The organism is Bradyrhizobium sp. UFLA05-108 (assembly GCF_059803455.1).
Map to the genome: position 1 here is coordinate 38,561 of NZ_JBANAZ010000030.1, position 16,523 is coordinate 55,083.

Genomic DNA, 16,523 nt, shown 5'->3' on the forward strand with positions numbered 1-16,523 from the left:
GTTACATATGCCCGTGCGCAGTTGCAATCAGACCCATTTCGTCCGCCCGGTCATCACAGGACGTCCTTCGGCGAGCATCAGGAATGTATAATGTATCGATATCGAAGAGTTCCAACGCCGAGCCGGTGCCGGCACTCGGCGTTGGCAGGCGCATGGGCTTTTCTACAGCATTCCTACGGAAGATGAAGATCACCTCGGTCGCGGGATTGTCGTCGTCGCCAATTGCTCCCCGGGGCGCCGTTCCTTTGGCTCGTCACTGCTACTCGCAACTACATGTAATTAATCAATGTCACCACACCCGTTGAGGGGCTGTCCAACCGAAACGGTAGAACACCCGCTTACGGTCTATATCCGAGTAACGTCGTGACGTGACCTAGTTCCACAAAGTGACCAGATGGCGAATATGACAGCAACAACCGACGAATACGCGTCGTAAACTCGTCACGACGACTTCCGAGAACACCTGGCGCACCTACTGACGTTGAGGAGAGGTAGCAAAGTAGGTCATCAATGTTCCAGTGATGCTCGTAATAGTGACGAAGCTCTGTAATTTCGTTGAAATCGGAGGCTAGAAGAACTTCTCGATCGGACTCTGTCAGTTCGGGCCGAACGGCTCCGGGACCAGCCGGCAAGCGTCCTCCCCAGAATTTCTCGATGTCGCTCCACATCCCATTGCGCCATTCTCCAGGTTCCGAGCCATCCCGCTCGCGGTTGATGATCGCAACACAGCCATTCAGTTTAAGTATTTGGCCTAGCTTTGCCAACACCGTCGATCGATCCATCCAAAGAAAGGAGCCCCCAATTGTTGCGATGTCAAACGACGAGCTTGAGTCGTTTAGATCTTCAGATCTCGACAGTAGAAACTCTATGTTCTTGACCCCTAAGGTATCCGCCATTCGCCTGCCTTCCCGCACCATTTCGTCGCTTGGATCGACGGCAAGCACGTCAGCAACCGAGCGTGCCAAGGGGATGGCGATCTGTCCCGTGCCGGCACCAAGATCGAGCGCGCGACTGTTGTTGGCGAGGCCGCAAACGCGAACTAATGACCGGAAGATGTCTTCCGAATATGGTATCATATACCGTGCATAGTAGACGGCCGCACCGCGATACACTTCACTTGCTACGATCATGCGTCCCTCCGTACATCTTGTCTTATCTATCCACGGCTGCTCTCCGACACGACGCCGAAGATGCTGATTGTGTTGTCATGTTCAGTGAACCCCCAGGAGGCGGTCCGCACGGCAATCGCGCCGGCTCGAGTTATGAAAGGGCGGTCGTGCTTTACGCAGAACTGCAAGCGCTAGTAAGCGCATCGATCAGCGCCCGCTGACGAATCGTACATCATGTTGCGTGCGCATTGGAGACCGCGCTAGTCGACCAGTGCTTCGCATGTTCCTCACATGTAGATCAATTGGTAACCCTGGTAGTTGACTGGAACGAAATGTGGTAGCTGGCGACAGTATTGAAAAACAACCATCGCCCTAGCCCGCGCAGCTTTCGATCGTTGTTGGCGAAAAAAGGAGCGCGGGTTAGATAAGTCAATGCGCTCGCGAGTAGTCGCGATTTATGAGCGTCTTATGGTTTTTTCTTTGCTGTTCGCTCTAGCCTCTTTTGAAAAATGCTAGGAGAGTATGGCGTCTCCGAAACCGAGCAGTTGAAAAAGCTGCAGGGTGAGAGCACCAGGAATGTACGAAGTTTTATGTAAGCGATTTCTGTGAAGGTGGGTTGGTGTTCGAGACATTGAAGGCTGGCGTCGACGGCGTGGCGGACAATTCTGCTTGGCTGGACCGAGCGGTCAAGCTCTGAAACCCGCACGCGCGGGGCTGGACGGCGAAGGTTCGGTCTCACCAATCATCATCGGCGCCGTGATGTCGGTTGTGATCATCAGCGCGCCGTTCCGGGAAACCGCGCCCGAGGTGGATCGCGAACTGCCCCATCGCAGCAGTCCATTCGACCGGCCGCCGCCGATGGACTGCCAGCGTTCCGGATGGCGAGATACAACAGCTTGAGCGCCGCCTCGTCGTAAGCGGTCCTTTGCTCTTTCCATTACGCGCAATTTTGGGTCAAGAACGTACTTCGTTGAGAGCGATCGTCACCTCTGTCTTTCATCAAATGATCAAGAAGCCTGATTTCGGGATCTGTCAGCGCCGTCTGCGGTAGGGCATTCGGCGAGGAACGATTGAGCATCGTCATCCAAAAGACGCGCCAACTCTCAATGCAGAAAACTGCGATCAGATTGACCAGACGCTCACCGGTTCGCAATTTCGACTCCTTCGCCTTGCAGCTCGATGTTAGGATTTTATGGAAGATTTCGATCTTCCACCTCAACGCGCACCATTCTATCCTTTCGATAGCGTCCTTGCGCGATTGGAGCGGGAGGTCGGTGAGGAGCTTCCACTCGATCATCTTTCGCCGCTTCGGCCTTCCCGCTCTTGAGCATGGATCACGGTCAGAGGGAGTGTGGGAGATTTCTTCTGCTTGCCGATCGGCGGCAGAATTCGAAGCTTGCGTGCAGAATCCACTCGATGTCGCCCACCATTCTGGAATGATCTCGCCCACTATTCCGATTTGATGTCGCCCACCGTTCCGAGATGATTTCGCCCACTGAAGCGCGGCGATCAAAGTGAGAGTGCGCATGTGATCGCCTCGGCGGGAATGCCGCGGGCATAAAGGCGCAGGATCTTGTCGTTGAATCCATCGAACTGGGTCTGTCCCTTGGCGAACGTCTGCGGTTCGAAGCCGTCGGCCCGATCGCGAGGCATGGTAATCCCGATCTCGCCATCCTCTCAGGATTGCCTTCGAGCTCGTCCCGGCTGTTCCTCAGCCCTGGTCGGCGGGAGCCCAAATGCTCGGTCAGCTCGGCCTCAAGCGCGCGCTCGATAAAGTCCTCTTGAGCTGCTTGAACAGCCTGTTCTCGTCGGTCGAGTCTTCGGGCTTGCTGTAGTTCGCAAGAGGCTGGTCCAGCAGTTCAGGGGTGATCGTCGTATCGGTCGTCATGTGAGTCTCCTCCAAAAGGTAACTCACACAAACCTCCTTACATCGGACACCCTCAGAACTGTCTCTTATACACATCTAAACACCTTCTTGTCATTGAGATTGGCAAGAATAACCGTGACCGACAGTAGGTGTCGCTTATCACTACCAAAAGCGGCCAAAGTACGCTCGATTTTTGCGAAGGTCGCAAGAGTCTGTCCTCTTAGACCCAGGCCTTTATCGTCTGACGTGGCCACCGCCCACGCGAGATTGCCAAAAGCAGAACCAGAACTCCTGCCGTCAGCCACGCCTGCAACACGCTGAATCCGGGTTTCTTCATCCATGTTACGCTCCAAATAGTAAGGGCACACCACTTTGCGAGCTAGAATGGCGAGGCCGGTCCCCCTTTATTTCGACCGCCTCACCTACGTTGAAAGCCGACTCGAGACTCAAGGCTTGCTGCCTAGGACAGTGCCAAGCCTGCCTCACGTCAGAATTCTCAGCCACATCTGAAATTTTGCTCAGCAGAGCAGTAGCGGCCTCCTATTTACGTACTCTCGGATCAACTGCGAGGCCATACAGCCGCCAGCTGTTATCTCGGTGATATTTGAGTTCAAGCGCGCGATCGAGCGGGAGAGCCTCAATCGCATCCCATTGTGCCGTCGTTGATCGTTATGGTCTGGGTGCGAGGTCAGCCATATGCTGCGGGAACCGCTCGGGTGCCGACGTTGTCTCGAACCAGGTCAGATATTCGATTAAGGGCGGTCCGAACTTCCTCCCGCTTGGGCGCTCCGATGCAGACGCGAACTGCCTCCGGGGGCGTCGCCGGACCAACGTGATAGGCGTCGCTCGTGTTAACAAGAACGCCGTTCTCTCGCGCCGTTTTTGCAAATGTTCGCCGGTCCCATGGCGCCGGAAGCGTCAACCATAAATGTGGCGAGAACGGTCGGGACCTATAGTCCAACCCATCAAGGATCTCCCCTACCAGCGCTTGTCGCTTGGCGGTTTCTTCCTTCACTCCTGCAACGAGACGCTGGATATCACCATTCTCAATAAGTCTCGTTAGCAAGATGGCCGATAGCGGAGCTGCCATCCAGAAAGTCATCCGCCTTGTCGAGCTAAACACCCTGTTTACCGCGGACTCTGTGGGGGCGATCAGCAAGCATAGCCGAAGCTGCAATGAGAGTGCCTTTGCTACCGTAAACATATACCAAGTGATGTCAGGCGCTAGTTGGGAGAGGGTAGGAATTGCATCGGTCGAAAAGAGACCATAAGCGTCATCCTCAATCAGGCTTACATTATAGCTTCGGCATACCTCGATGATCGCCAATCGTCGTTCGAGTGACATTGTCCTCGTCGTTGGATTGTGGACAGTTGGCATACAGTAGAGGGCCATTTGGCGAGGATTAGCTTTGCAAATTTCAAGCAATGCATCGGGCCTCACGCCTTCATCGTCCAGCGCGACTGCCGCCGTTTGGATTCCGAGAAGCTCGGAGATCACTTTTACGGACGGATAAGTGAGTTCTTCCAATAAAAGGAGGCCTCGCTGGCCGACTATGGTCGACAACACCATGACCAATGCGTTCTGTGATCCGTGTGTCACAACCACTCTGCTAGGATCGGGCATGGAGCCGACGCGAGTGGCCATCCATGAGGCCGCCGCCTTTCGATCGGCGTCGGTTCCTTGGTATCGGTGATACCGGAATGCTTGATCGATGCCACGAGTCTGGTCTAAGTGGCTTAGCATCTGTTGGATAATTGAGGCCCGGTCAGTCGATGCGGGAGGGATGTCCTGATACAGGTCAATATGGGTCCCGTTCAACACATCCAGGCGGAATTCATCGTCGGCGCGTACAAATGATTGTCCCGCGCTAAGAGCAAATCCAATCTGGGCCTCTGACATTGATGTCTCCTACTTTGCAAGTAGTTCGTGAAGAGCGCAGCCACCTGCCGCATCAGTTCAACAAAGAAGCGAGGCGATGGCCTCAAGTGCAATTCTCACCTCTCGAGCGGAATCGGGACTACCTAAGACAATTCTAATTCGATCGACTTGGTTGGGCGGGGAGACCCAAAACATTGAGCCCGGTCGAAGGATCACATCCAAAGATCGAGCAGCGGCCAGGAATCTCTCCTCACTTTTGTCGCTTGGTAGCCTTAGCCAAAGGAATATCGAATCCTCATGGCTAAGATAGTCCGCACGTTCTAGCACCTCCGCGGCAATTGCCTGGCGCATTCGCACCTCCGATCTGACGGCATTTCGGACAGCTTGCATGGTGCCGTTTGCGATCCACTGCCGTGCGATTTCTGCAACGAGCGGAGATACATGCCAAGTGGTGACCGTTGACACGGCACCGAATGCAGCCGATGCGGCTTCCGCGGTAGGTGCCACCAAGTAGCCAATTCTTAGCCCAGGTGCGATGCACTTTGCGGGTCCGGTCGCATACCACGCCAGTTCAGGAGCAAAAGTAGAAATTGCAAGTGGGGAGCTCTCCGGAAGAAATCCGTAGACGTCATCTTCTAGGATCGGAAGATTGTTGCGTCGCGCCACCGCAGCCAACTCTTGTCGACGCTCTAGGGACATTACATAAGCCGTCGGATTATGCACAGTAGGCTGAAAATAAACAGCCGCTACTTTCCCGTCATGGCACGCTTCATTTAGTGCGTCCGGGAGCATGCCATTCTGGTCCATCGCAATGGCGCGCGGTTCGATGCCCAATAGTGCAGCAATGTTTCGAAAGCCATAGTAGCCAATTTCTTCGACCGCGATAATTTTCTTCTCGCGCGTGGTTGCAAGCGTCGCAAGAAAAAGAGCGTTCTGCGTGCCATTCGTGGTGATCATTCTGTCGATTGAGGGTCCAACTCCGAGGCGTTCAGCCAACCAGCCTGCTCCAGCTTCTCTGTCCGCTTCCGTTCCCCGAAAGCGATGCGTCCTGAAGAGCCGATCAATGTCCACCTCAGTTGCCACACCGGCAAGCGTTTGGCGTACTGTATCGCTTAGCCAAAGGGGAGCAGGCGGAGTACTGCGGATGAGGCTAATCTCACCGGCCACCTGCCGATTCTCTCCCTCTGATTCTCTCGTCGTTTTCAACTTCATGTTCCCAATCTACCGTGTTTGTGCGATCGATGCGCAAGGCGCGGTTTTACAAAAACGCGAGGGGCGATACCGCGCTAACAAGCCGCAGACTTGTTCCTCGACAATTTCGCTGGCGACAATTTGCCCGACTAATGGGCCAAGCGTAATTCCGCCATGCATAACCGCGATGTAAACTTGGCTGGCATCGTTGAGCCTGCCGAGAATTGGAAGCTCATCCGCCGGCAGAGACCTGATACTGAGCACTGATTTTCCGCGCATTTCTGCAAACCGATCAATCCACTTTGCTCCGGAGTCCGAAATAGCCTTATTCTCTTTTTCGAACCGGTCGCTTGATGACCAATGTCCCGCTAGTGGAGATATGCCAGCCATGATGCCGCCCCTGTCACCGGGCCTGACATGAAAGTTGTCCGCATAGACTACGTGCCTCAGTCGTCTTGAGTGTGTTGGATAGGCCAGTTCCTGCAGTGCCCCGGGCTTTTCTGTTATAGGGAGAGGAGTAATTTCCGACGCCTCGAGGATTGAATTGGAGTCGTTTCCAGCCGCCAGGACGACGCAATCAAAAAAATCGGTGCCAAGATCATAGTTGATCCAGGGTTTCAACCCATCGTTCCCAATGCGCAATACACGCAGCCGTTGAAATTGTACATCGAACTCCTCCGTCGCTACACGTGCTAGGCATCGAGACAGGCCTTTTGCATCGACCCAGCCTTCATCCAGCACGTTGACGCACTCAATCATCGTATGTGCCTGGAAAAGCGGTTCTAGCTCATTGGCGGTCGAGGCAGTTAAATGTGTCGCATCACTGCCACATTCGCGCATCGCCTTTGCGTTTGCTGTGATCTTTGCGGCCTCGCTATCGACGGAAGCGGTGCGAAGCGCGCCGCTGATATGCAAGTGTCGCTCGCTTCCGATCTCGCGAGCAATCGCGCTGTGATAACGGATAGCTTTCAGCCGGAATGGTAGGTCGGCAGAAGGTTGGCCGAACGCATTGAGGCAAGCAAATGATTTGGAAGAGACACCATTGCCAGGTTTACCAATATCGAAGACTGTGACCCTCGCGCCAGCCTTTCCAAGATGATAGGCAATGGAGGTGCCAATGATGCCTGCTCCAATCACTCCAACTTTCATTGCCTACTCCTTGTTAAAGGGGGTTCTTATGCGCTGGCGGTGAGCCCGCCATCGACGTAGAGGATCTGACCGGTCACGAACCGCGACAAGGGTGAGGCGAAGAAATGCACGGCCCCCGCGACATCCCAAGGCGTGGCCAGCCGCCCAAGGGGGATGTCCGAAGTAGCTCGCCGAAACGCGGCTGCGTCGTCGAGAGCCTTCGCGTTTTTGTGAGTGCGCACCGTACCCGGCGCGACACCATTTACGGTGATGCCGTACGGCGCCAATTCCGTTGCCAATTGCTTCAATAGAATGGCAAGCCCGCCCTTCGCCGCGCAAAAAGCGCTGTAGCCGCGGTTTCGGAAGCCGAGCAATGACCGCACGGAAAGCAGATGGATCTGGCTGCCGCCCCTCGTTGCTGCAACCTGATGCGCAGCTACTGTCTGAGACAGAAACATTCCGGTACGCAGTGTCTTGGTGTAGACTTCATCGAAGGCGTCTTCGGTGACTTCGAGCAGCTTCTGCTCCTTGTTGAAGCCGACGCAATTCACTAGGATGTCGATCGAGCCATAATGCTGTGCCAGGGAGGCCGAAAGCTCTCGGATTGCTCCGGCATTGGATGCGTCGAGCTCAAGGCCTTCGGCAATGTGCCCTTTACCGCTCAATTCGCCAGCTAGAACTCGGGCCTGGTCGCCGCTTCGACCGGCAATAATGCTGATCGCCCCGGCTATGGCCAACGTTTCTGAGATCGCGGTGCCGATCGCTCCGTAACCACCGACAACTAGTGCCACCTTGCCATGCAGGCTCATCGAATGCTGAGGCTGAATGCCCACGTTCGGAATGGTCATTTCTGACTCTCCTGGGTCGGCGCGACAGCCCGCCGGCCTTCGGTGCAAACGCGTGTTGCATTCCATTCCGCAGTACCGTATTGGCCCTTAAAGACAGGTCCGAGGTGCTCCTTTGCCGTGCCCCCAAGTCTGACCGCGCCGCTGATGGAGTAATCCTCTGCGACTTCCCCCTTGAACCCGTAAAAAAGCCAGATCGGTACCCGTTCGTGCGCAGCCTCGAAACTGACTTGGCGGCCTCGAACTTCACCAACGATGGTGCCGGAGGATGATCCCGTGCGATGGGCGCCAGATATGATCTCCCCTTTCTGCTGAAGATCGAGATGATGTATCGCTGATCCATGAAGGAATTGCATTTCGACGCGCCAACTCCCGGAGAGATCGATTTCTGCACGAACGTTTGAGCCAGGTTGAGCGATGGACTGGGGTTGACGAAATGCAGTTGCCAAAGCGCGGCCGACGATCTCCGCCTCGTCGTCGGAGAGATTGACTGGATCCAGTATGATCGAGGAGGGGGTGGACCAAAAATCGTGGATCAGAATCCGCGGTCGTTGCTGTAAGAGCGCCAGCCTTAAGGTTTCCGCGTCAAACGGAATAACGCGCGTATCCCAGGTGAGCTTCAGCCGAATAGCTGTCACAGAACCTACCCACGATAGCACTTCGGTCGTAACGCCCGGTAGCAAACTGAGGTGAGCCTCAATCCGCTTCAATCGTGGGAGCCACTGGTCGCGCTCGTCTCTCGCAGACTGAAAATTAATCCAGCGATCGAGCGCGTGCACGGCGCCGACCACCTCCTCCTTGCCGACCTTCATAGATCGACCAAAGGCCTGGTGGGGCGCGCCATTCCACCAGATTGCCTTGCAGAGTCGCTCGTTACCAAGCACAATTGCGGTGGATTGTGGCGCGCGGATATATTTGCCACCTGCGTAGACCACGAGATCGGCTCCGTTCTCGATCCACCGATCCGGCTTTCCTGGGGAAAGGCCCGCTGCATCGACGAGGATGGGTACACCGTGCGCACGCGCCAAGGGCAGGAGGGAGCTTAGCGGCAATGGCGACGCAGTGTCCATGCGACCGAGCAGACAGATCATCGCGACGCTTCCGTCCAACGACTGAGCCAACTCCTCCATGGTGGCAATGCTGGAAATCTTCGCGCCCGCGAGGCGGATTGCCTGCTCATAGGCAAAGCGTTGATCGGACGGGATCAACACCTTATTGGGCAGCCCCGAGGTGTCCGGCAGGCGCAACATCAGCTCAGGATTGTTTCCGGCGATGCACGCTGCTGTGGCTAACGCTAGCGTCGCGGCCGTGCCGGCGGTGATCACACCCCACGCTGCGCCGGTGAGTTCAGCCATCCTTTGGCCTGCAGCTTCGGCGAGCTCGTCCATATCGACGAAAGCCTCGGCAGCCGCGCTCATTGCGGCGATAACCCCGTCGCTCGGATTACTTGCCCCATAGATTGTACGGACACCGGCGCATTGGATGAACGGCTCGACGCCGATTTGTCGATAGATCCAGCCGCGGGTGCGGTCAGCCAAATCGTTTGTTTGAACAAAATCGCGCCGCGTGTTCATGTAAGCGCCCTCGTTGCGAGTACGATGGATGCCCCAACGCAAAATATCGTGACGACAATGTACATGAAGCCGGCCGTCTTCGGCACTCGTAGGGGCGCAACGTGTAGGACCGAAAGTACGACAAGGGCGAACGCAAACACGTTCGGGAAGATCGCGTCTGGGATAACCGGACGGAGCAAGAATATGATCGCCGTGATTGGTACAGCGTAAGTCGTAGGCACTCCGATGAACCGGTTACCCGGAGATCCGAATACGTTGAAGTAACTCAGCCGTAAGGCACTAGCCACGACGAGAATGGTTCCTACTGCAACGGAAATCCTCGAGCTATGTCCAATGATCATCGATATTACGGCCGGCAAGATACCGGCGCTCACCAGATCGGCAAGCGAATCCAAGTTCTTGCCGATCTGTCCTGTCTCCGGTCGGCGCCCCTGCGTCCCTTGAGCGACAACACCGTCGAGATGATCCGCCAGCAACGCCCAAAGCGCAGCGGCTACTCCGATCTCCGGAAAACCGGCGATTGCAAAGTTGATGCCTATAACCGAGAATATAAGTCCCGTTGCAGTCACGGCGTTGGCCGGATCGAGAAGCTGCCTGAACATTGGAGGCTCCCACATCAAGCGATCCGATGATCAAACGGTCCGACCGACGAGCTGCGGCAAGGCGATTGTGAAGATGCAATCGGCGCGGCGTAAATCATTCGTGCCGCCGATCCCATGACATCGGAGATTGTCACAACGCGTTTGAATTGATCGATCATGATCTCGACCCGTTTGACGTGATTGCTGCGCGGCTCGCCGTGTCAGTGACGCGCGGCAGCTCGCTCCGGAAAATCTGTTCGGCTATGCGGAGGTCCGCCACGCTATCGATCTCGAACCATTTGAGGTCATCGCAGAGCGCGCCCTTAATCCTCAGCCCACCGTCCGCGATCAAACAGGCAAGGACCTCTTCAACATAGGTCTTGGTGCCGCCGGAGGCAAAAAGTGCGTCTAGTCGCGGGATTAGACGCTCCCTTAGCGTGTCCCTGCCGAAGCGGAAGAGGTTGAGGGTTTTGTAGAGCGGCTGCGTCGATAGATCGGTGCAACTTTGGTGCATACGGAATTCGTGCACGTAGTCGCCGTCAGAGAGTATCACGGCCGATCCCGTCATCGTTTCATTGAAGACGTCGATCGCTGCGACATCGTCGTCATGCTCGAGTAGTCGAGCAAGTGCAGTCCTTTCAAAAAAAACGTCACCTTCCAATAATAATACGTCGCCCCTCATCAGGGATTCGCGCGCGAGCCAAAGCGAATAGGCGCTACCGGTGCAATCGAACTGCGAAGACTCGACGTAGGCGATGTTCATGCTGTCGACACTGTCGCCGCACGACGCCATGATGTCATCCTTGCGATATCCGACGACAATGGTCGTTTCTGAAACGCCAAGAGCTGCAAGGTTGTTGAGTGCGTTGTGCAAAATAGGTGTGCCATGAACTTCGATTAGCGGCTTTGGCCGGCTCTCGGTGAGGGGCCGAAGGCGCGAGCCGATGCCCGCCGCGAGGATGATGGCATGGCTTGGAATTGTTGGCACGACGGTGTTCCTCCCAAGTTAGCAGCGGTTTGCGGAACAAAAACGTCAGCTACACATGTTCAAGTTTGCGGTCAGCCGTCGCAAACCTTTGTCGAGTAATTCGAGATCGACGCCGTAGGAGACTCGAATGCCGGCGGGGTCGCCAAAGGCGGAGCCGGAAACAGTTGCGACACCAGCATCCATCAGCAAGGAGTTAGCAACATCATCGGCATTGAATTCGCGACCGGTGCGTTTGCCGCGTCGCAGCAATTCGCTAAGGTCAAGATAGAAGTAAAATCCACCTTGCGCAGCGGGCGATGGCACCGATGTCAGCGTTGAAAGAATTGCCAGTCCGCGCGCTCGCGCGCTGGCGACGTGGTTCTGCAGCTGCAGTTGGAATGCGGGATCACCGCGCTCCAGGAAATGGAGTAGCGCATGCTGTGCGATGACATTGGGATTGGACGTTGTATGGCTTTGTAGCGCCTTAGCCGCACCGATGACCGCCTTGGGGCCAGCGAGATAACCAATCCGCCAGCCGGTAAGGGCCAACGACTTGGAAAACGAATTGACAATCAAAGTGCGACCGCGTGCCTGGGGGGCGACAGAAACGATCGAATGATGCGTATGTGGGGCATGGGCGAAAGCTCCGTAGCATTCGTCGAAAATGATCCAGAGATTCCGGTCGATGGCGAGATCCGCAATGCCAGCAAGAATGTCGGGGTCGTAGATCGCGCCGGTCGGATTGCTGGGCGTGTTGACTACGATCGCCTTAGTCTTTGATGTAATGGCCGCTGCGAGGTTCGTAAGCTTCGGGACAAAGTTATTATGTCGCGTCTCGATAAAGACCGGCTTGCCGCCGGCAATGACGATCTGGGCCGGGAACGTAGTCCAGTAGGGAGCAGGAATCAGCACTTCGTCCCCGGGATTCAGAAGGGCCATGGCCGCATTGAAGAGTGCCTGTTTGGCGCCGCTCGTCACCGCGATCTCGTCTGCCGACCAAGATTGAGTGGTTTCGGCGGAAACCTTGCAAGCTAGCGCATGGCGCAACTCCATCAGACCGATCGTGTCGGTGTAGCGGTTGAGGTTGCGGCTGATCGCGGCGATTGCGCCCTCGCGCACCCGTGGTGCTATATCGGCCCAAATCTCTCCGGCAGTTAAATCGATAATTTCCTTGCCCTTCGTGGCAGCTGCATTGGCAGTGGCCCTCGCCGCGGCGGTGGCCGATGATTTGAGCATGGCTGTCCGTTGCGCCAACATGGCGTTTCCTTCGCTCCAAAATACCGCTTAAGGTTGCTGAGGTGGCGTAGAGTCTGCCGGGAGGTCTGTCGAAAAGTGACCTCAAACGAAGCAGATTATGCTCCGCGTGGGTTGTTCTCAGAGATCGAGCCAACGGGTGGGAAATGCACAGAGCGGCCACCTAAGAGCTGTCATATCTCCAATATTGGGAGAGCAAAGAAACGGGTCGTACGACGGTGAAGCATGGCGATCGGGCAGTCGGTTGCATGGCAGCATCCCTAACGAGTATGTTGTTTGTGCACAAGAAATCATCGGGCGGGCAGATATCGGGCTTCCGCACGGGCGAGTTCGTCGTACCCCAACAGCGCGAAGACCTCGTCGAGTGTCGCGATACGTGGCTCAACGCCGGCGATACCTTCCTCGGCCATGATGTCATCGCAGACTTGCCGCATTGCTGTCGTTGCGGCTCGCATGGAGTGGTTCGCCCAGATCACTGTCGAGATATCGGCGTCGCGATATGCTGAGACCGGGGTTCGGAAATATTTCGTAGGAACGATGACGACCGGCAGCCGATTCTGCCAGGCACTCACAAACGAAAGGATCTCGTCCGCACTGCTCTTTCGTGAGTGGATAAGAATCGCATCAGCTCCGGCGTTAGCGTAAGCGTGAGCGCGCAAAAGTGCTTCGTCCATTCCATGGTCGCCGATCAGGGCTTCGATCCGAGCAACGAGGACCAGGTCGTCCGCGACCGTATCCTTCACGGCCCGCAAACGGCCGGAGAATTCGTTGACATCGGCGAGGGGATGCCGCTCGCCAACAAATGAGTTCATTTTAGGAAAACAGCTGTCCTCGAGCGCGACGCCGGCTGCGCCACGCTGACGGAGCTTGCGCGCCAAGAGGCGTGCATTATTGAAGTTCCCAAAGCCGCCATCGCCGTCAACGAGCACAGGAAGCTCGGTCGAGTCCACGATGCGCTCGACCACGTCGACGAGCTGACTCCATGAAACTTCGTTGGCATCGCGGTAGCCGAGAGAGGTGGCAATGGACAGGCCCGACGCCCAGAGACCTTTGAATCCTGCACGCTTGGCGATCGCGCCGGAAAGTCCGTCATGCGCTTCCATGAGGAACGAAAGCTCGCTATTGGAGCAGACTAGAGCGCGCAGCCTTTCTACGGACGATGAAACAGCCGACCGGCGTGGTCCGCTATCGAATACATATTGTGGTTTATGTTGCATGCCGAATTCCTTGCAGGTCACGTTGGACCTACCGACGTTCATCAAACGACAGGTGACACGCTTCTGTCATGTAGATCAATTGCTAGCGTTGGTAGTTGACTGAGGCGCAAAAATGTTATGTCGCGGTCGAATTGATGCATGGCGTCGCGAGTGCCGTCCTGACAATCATGAAGCGTGCGATCGTTGGGGCAGAATTGAAAAACATACGTTCGATCGATGTCCATTTGCCCGCCGATTCTGTCATCGCTGCTTCAATGTCCGATCGTGACAGTCTTCCTTGTTGGAGCCTCGGGCGGGGCGCTAAGCTCTTAGGTTCCTCGCATTGTAGGACCCTTCGGCTTGGTCGAGCCGTTCGAGTGGTCGAATTAACGCATGGGGCTCTCGCCGTTGACTCGGATCACGGTGCCACCTCAACTTGCACAATAGTTGCAGCGAATCAGTGTTTCAGGCGCAAACCTGGAGCTAGGGATTTCTCTACGGAGCTCAATAACTCCTCTGAGCAAGCACCTGCGAGGTCGAGCTCAAGCGTCTCCGATGCCGACTGTCGAAGTTGCGACAGGCTGTTGGGCCGACACGAGCAGATATTCTTACAAATCAAGCACCCACAATTGGCACGAGCCTTGAAGGGTGGATGTCATCCAGCATCGCCTCCATAACGAGTCGGAGTGATGGCATACAACATTCACGCTTCTCAGTTCACTGGAAGCGGCGGATATGAATTCGACCGCTCTAACGCCGCTACGCGCTTCGATGCCTGTCCGCGCACGAGTGTTTCAACGTGACCGGACACACGGGCACAGCGGCTCGTGGAGTAGCCGATGCGCGCGCGCTCTACGGCGCCGCGGCTGTGCCGGGCGCCGTGCCTGCCGGTGCTGACGTCCGTGATGCGGCCGACTTTGAGCAGCTCGGTGCCGAGGTACGGCGTATGGATGCCGACGGACCAGCCGCGGTTGATTGGCGAAAGGTCAGTAAGCTGTCGCTTCATATCCTGGCGAACCAGTCAAAAGACATTCTGATTGCCTTGTTGGGCTGTCTATGGTCTGTTTCGCATCGAGGGATATCAGGGGCTTGCCGTCGGATTAGCAATCTTGCGCGGCATGGTGGACGCACATTGGAACGGACTCTATCCCCCGATCAAGCGAGAACGTGCACGGGTTGGAGCGGTCGATTGGCTCGTCGGTCGCCTTGGGCCGGCGGTGGCTGAAAATGCGGCGACTGAAGCCGATTATCCTGCGATGCTTGTCGCCTATGAAGCGCTTGATGATCTCGATCGCCAGTTCGGCGAGAAATTGGTCAACGAGCACGTTGCGTTGGGCGAGCTTTTCCGGACGCTGAAGCCGCAGTACGAGAAGGCCAGACGCGCGGCCGCCGAGGCGGCGGATCGTGTGGCTGACGGGGACTGTGCTGTCGAAGAGACTTCGGCCGCGCCAGCGGTGGTCTCACCGCCGGCTGGCGGCGCTCAACAGGCGGCGCACGATCTGGCGGTACAGGCCGGTGTTGATGACTGGGCCGACTTTGCTGAGCGTTTGCCGGATATGCTCCGGCGGGCAGCTGCCGCTATGCGCCTCGCCTCGCCGGCAAACCCGAGGGCCTATCTGCTCAATCGCGTCGGCTCGTGGATGCGTTTTGACGAGCTCCCGGCAGATACGAGTGGCCGCACCGGAGTATTTCCGCCCGCCGATAGCATCGTCGCGTTAAAAGCAAAAGTGATGGCCGGTCAGCAGGCCGATGTCGTGAATTTGGCCGAAGAGATCGCCTGGACGGGACCGTTCTGGCTCGACGCTCACCGGCATGCTGCCGAGGCGCTGGAGCAAATGGGGCCGTCATTTGAAACGGCCGCCACGGTGGTACGCGGAGCGGTGACCATGCTGGTTACACGCTATCCGCGGATCTTGCAGTTTCATTTCAACAACGGCAGGCCGTTTGCAGATGACGAAACGCGTGCCTGGGCCGCCGCGGTGATAGACGCGACGACGAGCCCTGATCTCGCGGAGGAAGCAGTCGCTGACGCATACAAGCTCATCGACGGCGGGCAGCCGCAGGCGGCGCTGGAGAGGCTGTCGCGAGCGCTGGATGGCGCGACCGGCGAACGTGCGCGTTTCGTCGGCCAGCTTGCGCAAGCACGCTTCTGCATCGAGACCGGATTCGTCACGACTGCCGTCCCGCTGCTAGAGCACATCGAAGGGGTTGTCGCTAAGCGCGACCTGGAAAGCTGGGAGCCTGCGCTTGCGCTTGAGGCTGCTGAACTGCGCTTCCGCGCAATGACCCATTCCGAGTCGCAACAGATGATCGACGAGCCTCGCCGTCGCCTCGCGCTGGAGCAGATCCGAACTCGAGCAGCACGGATCGACATCGCACGGGCGAGCCGCCTCGGTCGCGGCTGAGTTCGTCGAAGCCAAGGGCTAACGGGAGCTGGTATGGCACAGGAAAGCTCGGTCGCTCCGAAGGAGCGCGTTAATATCCGCTTCAAGCCGGCAACCGGCAACCTCAAGGAGGATGTCGAGTTGCCGCTCAAGGTAATGGTCTTGGGCGACTTCACCGGACGGGTCGATAACTGTCCCATTGAGGACCGAGAACTCGTCGATATCAACAAGGAAAACTTTAACGAGATCGTCAAAGGTAAGCAACTGGGCCTTGATATCTTGGCTGAGAACAAGCTCGACGAATCGCCTGAGGCCGGCAAGCTGTCTGTAACGCTAAAGTTTGAGAGCCTGAAGGATTTCGAGCCAGAGCATGTCGCGCAGCAAATTTCAGAAGTTCGAGCGTTGACCGAATTGCGGGCGGCCCTGATCGCTTTGAAAAGCCCGCTTGGCAACCTACCTAACTTCCGCAAAGCCATCCAGAACTTGCTCGAAGACGACGGTGCGCGGCCGCAGCTCGTCAGCGAGCTCACCAGTAAGCCGGAGTGAGC

General features: G+C 56.6%; 16 protein-coding genes and 1 pseudogene. 3 read left to right on the forward strand and 14 right to left on the reverse strand.

Annotated elements, in window-relative coordinates; all coding sequences use genetic code 11:
• Positions 1-338: 338 nt before the first annotated feature.
• The 14 genes from SO140_RS22230 to aepX form a co-directional block, all read right to left on the reverse strand.
• The gene (locus SO140_RS22230; protein ID WP_498543115.1) at positions 339-1,130 is read right to left on the reverse strand and encodes a class I SAM-dependent methyltransferase; all 792 of its coding nucleotides are present in this window, start codon (positions 1,128-1,130) and stop codon (positions 339-341) included.
• Positions 1,131-2,046: 916 nt separating this feature from the next.
• On the reverse strand, positions 2,047-2,637 hold the full coding sequence (locus SO140_RS22235; protein WP_498543116.1) for a hypothetical protein: 591 nt from the start codon (positions 2,635-2,637) through the stop codon (positions 2,047-2,049).
• Entirely contained in the window at positions 2,619-2,774 is a 156-nt protein-coding gene (locus SO140_RS22240; RefSeq protein ID WP_498543163.1) for a transposase, read from the reverse strand. Before SO140_RS22240 ends, SO140_RS22235 begins: the two co-directional genes overlap by 19 nt.
• 79 nt (positions 2,775-2,853) lie before the next feature.
• A complete protein-coding gene (locus SO140_RS22245; RefSeq protein ID WP_498543117.1) occupies positions 2,854-2,997 on the reverse strand; it encodes a hypothetical protein in 144 nt (47 codons plus the stop codon).
• A 65-nt stretch (positions 2,998-3,062) separates the two neighbouring features.
• Positions 3,063-3,317 (reverse strand): RidA family protein, encoded by a 255-nt coding sequence (locus SO140_RS22250; RefSeq protein ID WP_498543118.1) that lies wholly within the window; start codon positions 3,315-3,317, stop codon positions 3,063-3,065.
• Between the two features lie 347 nt (positions 3,318-3,664).
• On the reverse strand, positions 3,665-4,876 hold the full coding sequence (locus SO140_RS22255; RefSeq protein ID WP_498543119.1) for an aminotransferase-like domain-containing protein: 1,212 nt from the start codon (positions 4,874-4,876) through the stop codon (positions 3,665-3,667).
• 57 nt (positions 4,877-4,933) lie between these two features.
• Entirely contained in the window at positions 4,934-6,067 is a 1,134-nt protein-coding gene (locus SO140_RS22260) for an aminotransferase-like domain-containing protein (protein WP_498543120.1), read from the reverse strand.
• Positions 6,068-6,076: 9 nt separating this feature from the next.
• Complete coding sequence (locus SO140_RS22265) at positions 6,077-7,195, reverse strand: NAD(P)/FAD-dependent oxidoreductase (protein WP_498543121.1); 1,119 nt, start codon at positions 7,193-7,195, stop codon at positions 6,077-6,079.
• 26 nt (positions 7,196-7,221) lie between these two features.
• Positions 7,222-8,022, reverse strand: coding sequence for an SDR family NAD(P)-dependent oxidoreductase (locus SO140_RS22270; protein WP_498543122.1), 801 nt, complete (start codon positions 8,020-8,022; stop codon positions 7,222-7,224).
• Complete coding sequence (locus SO140_RS22275; RefSeq protein WP_498543123.1) at positions 8,019-9,593, reverse strand: hypothetical protein; 1,575 nt, start codon at positions 9,591-9,593, stop codon at positions 8,019-8,021. The genes SO140_RS22270 and SO140_RS22275 overlap by 4 nt, the downstream gene beginning before the upstream one ends.
• Complete coding sequence (locus SO140_RS22280) at positions 9,590-10,195, reverse strand: CDP-alcohol phosphatidyltransferase family protein (RefSeq protein WP_498543124.1); 606 nt, start codon at positions 10,193-10,195, stop codon at positions 9,590-9,592. Before SO140_RS22280 ends, SO140_RS22275 begins: the two co-directional genes overlap by 4 nt.
• 154 nt (positions 10,196-10,349) lie before the next feature.
• On the reverse strand, positions 10,350-11,162 hold the full coding sequence (locus SO140_RS22285; protein ID WP_498543125.1) for a phosphocholine cytidylyltransferase family protein: 813 nt from the start codon (positions 11,160-11,162) through the stop codon (positions 10,350-10,352).
• 45 nt (positions 11,163-11,207) lie between these two features.
• Positions 11,208-12,398, reverse strand: a complete 1,191-nt coding sequence (locus tag SO140_RS22290; protein ID WP_498543126.1) for an aminotransferase class I/II-fold pyridoxal phosphate-dependent enzyme — start codon at positions 12,396-12,398, stop codon at positions 11,208-11,210.
• 287 nt (positions 12,399-12,685) lie between these two features.
• Positions 12,686-13,540, reverse strand: a complete 855-nt coding sequence (aepX, locus tag SO140_RS22295; protein ID WP_498543164.1) for a phosphoenolpyruvate mutase — start codon at positions 13,538-13,540, stop codon at positions 12,686-12,688.
• 919 nt (positions 13,541-14,459) lie between these two features.
• Here aepX and SO140_RS22300 point away from each other — a divergent pair.
• The 3 genes and pseudogenes from SO140_RS22300 to tssB form a co-directional block, all read left to right on the forward strand.
• A pseudogene (locus tag SO140_RS22300) lies at positions 14,460-14,618 on the forward strand (type VI secretion system ImpA family N-terminal domain-containing protein); the annotation flags it as partial.
• Positions 14,619-14,628: 10 nt separating this feature from the next.
• Positions 14,629-15,996, forward strand: coding sequence for a type VI secretion system domain-containing protein (locus SO140_RS22305; RefSeq protein WP_498543127.1), 1,368 nt, complete (start codon positions 14,629-14,631; stop codon positions 15,994-15,996).
• Positions 15,997-16,029: 33 nt separating this feature from the next.
• Positions 16,030-16,521 (forward strand): type VI secretion system contractile sheath small subunit, encoded by a 492-nt coding sequence (gene tssB / locus SO140_RS22310; protein ID WP_498543128.1) that lies wholly within the window; start codon positions 16,030-16,032, stop codon positions 16,519-16,521.
• The last annotated feature ends 2 nt before the right edge of the window (positions 16,522-16,523 follow it).

What these genes read in the sequence shown, in the direction of transcription:
- SO140_RS22230 (WP_498543115.1), bottom strand. Translation starts at nt 1,130, where the DNA reads ATGATCGTAGCAAGTGAAGTGTATCGCGGTGCGGCCGTCTACTATGCA.
- SO140_RS22235 (WP_498543116.1), bottom strand. Translation starts at nt 2,637, where the DNA reads ATGCGCACTCTCACTTTGATCGCCGCGCTTCAGTGGGCGAAATCATCT.
- SO140_RS22245 (WP_498543117.1), bottom strand. Translation starts at nt 2,997, where the DNA reads ATGACGACCGATACGACGATCACCCCTGAACTGCTGGACCAGCCTCTT.
- SO140_RS22250 (WP_498543118.1), bottom strand. Translation starts at nt 3,317, where the DNA reads ATGGATGAAGAAACCCGGATTCAGCGTGTTGCAGGCGTGGCTGACGGC.
- SO140_RS22255 (WP_498543119.1), bottom strand. Translation starts at nt 4,876, where the DNA reads ATGTCAGAGGCCCAGATTGGATTTGCTCTTAGCGCGGGACAATCATTT.
- SO140_RS22260 (WP_498543120.1), bottom strand. Translation starts at nt 6,067, where the DNA reads ATGAAGTTGAAAACGACGAGAGAATCAGAGGGAGAGAATCGGCAGGTG.
- SO140_RS22265 (WP_498543121.1), bottom strand. Translation starts at nt 7,195, where the DNA reads ATGAAAGTTGGAGTGATTGGAGCAGGCATCATTGGCACCTCCATTGCC.
- SO140_RS22270 (WP_498543122.1), bottom strand. Translation starts at nt 8,022, where the DNA reads ATGACCATTCCGAACGTGGGCATTCAGCCTCAGCATTCGATGAGCCTG.
- SO140_RS22275 (WP_498543123.1), bottom strand. Translation starts at nt 9,593, where the DNA reads ATGAACACGCGGCGCGATTTTGTTCAAACAAACGATTTGGCTGACCGC.
- SO140_RS22280 (WP_498543124.1), bottom strand. Translation starts at nt 10,195, where the DNA reads ATGTTCAGGCAGCTTCTCGATCCGGCCAACGCCGTGACTGCAACGGGA.
- SO140_RS22290 (WP_498543126.1), bottom strand. Translation starts at nt 12,398, where the DNA reads ATGTTGGCGCAACGGACAGCCATGCTCAAATCATCGGCCACCGCCGCG.
- tssB (WP_498543128.1), top strand. Translation starts at nt 16,030, where the DNA reads ATGGCACAGGAAAGCTCGGTCGCTCCGAAGGAGCGCGTTAATATCCGC.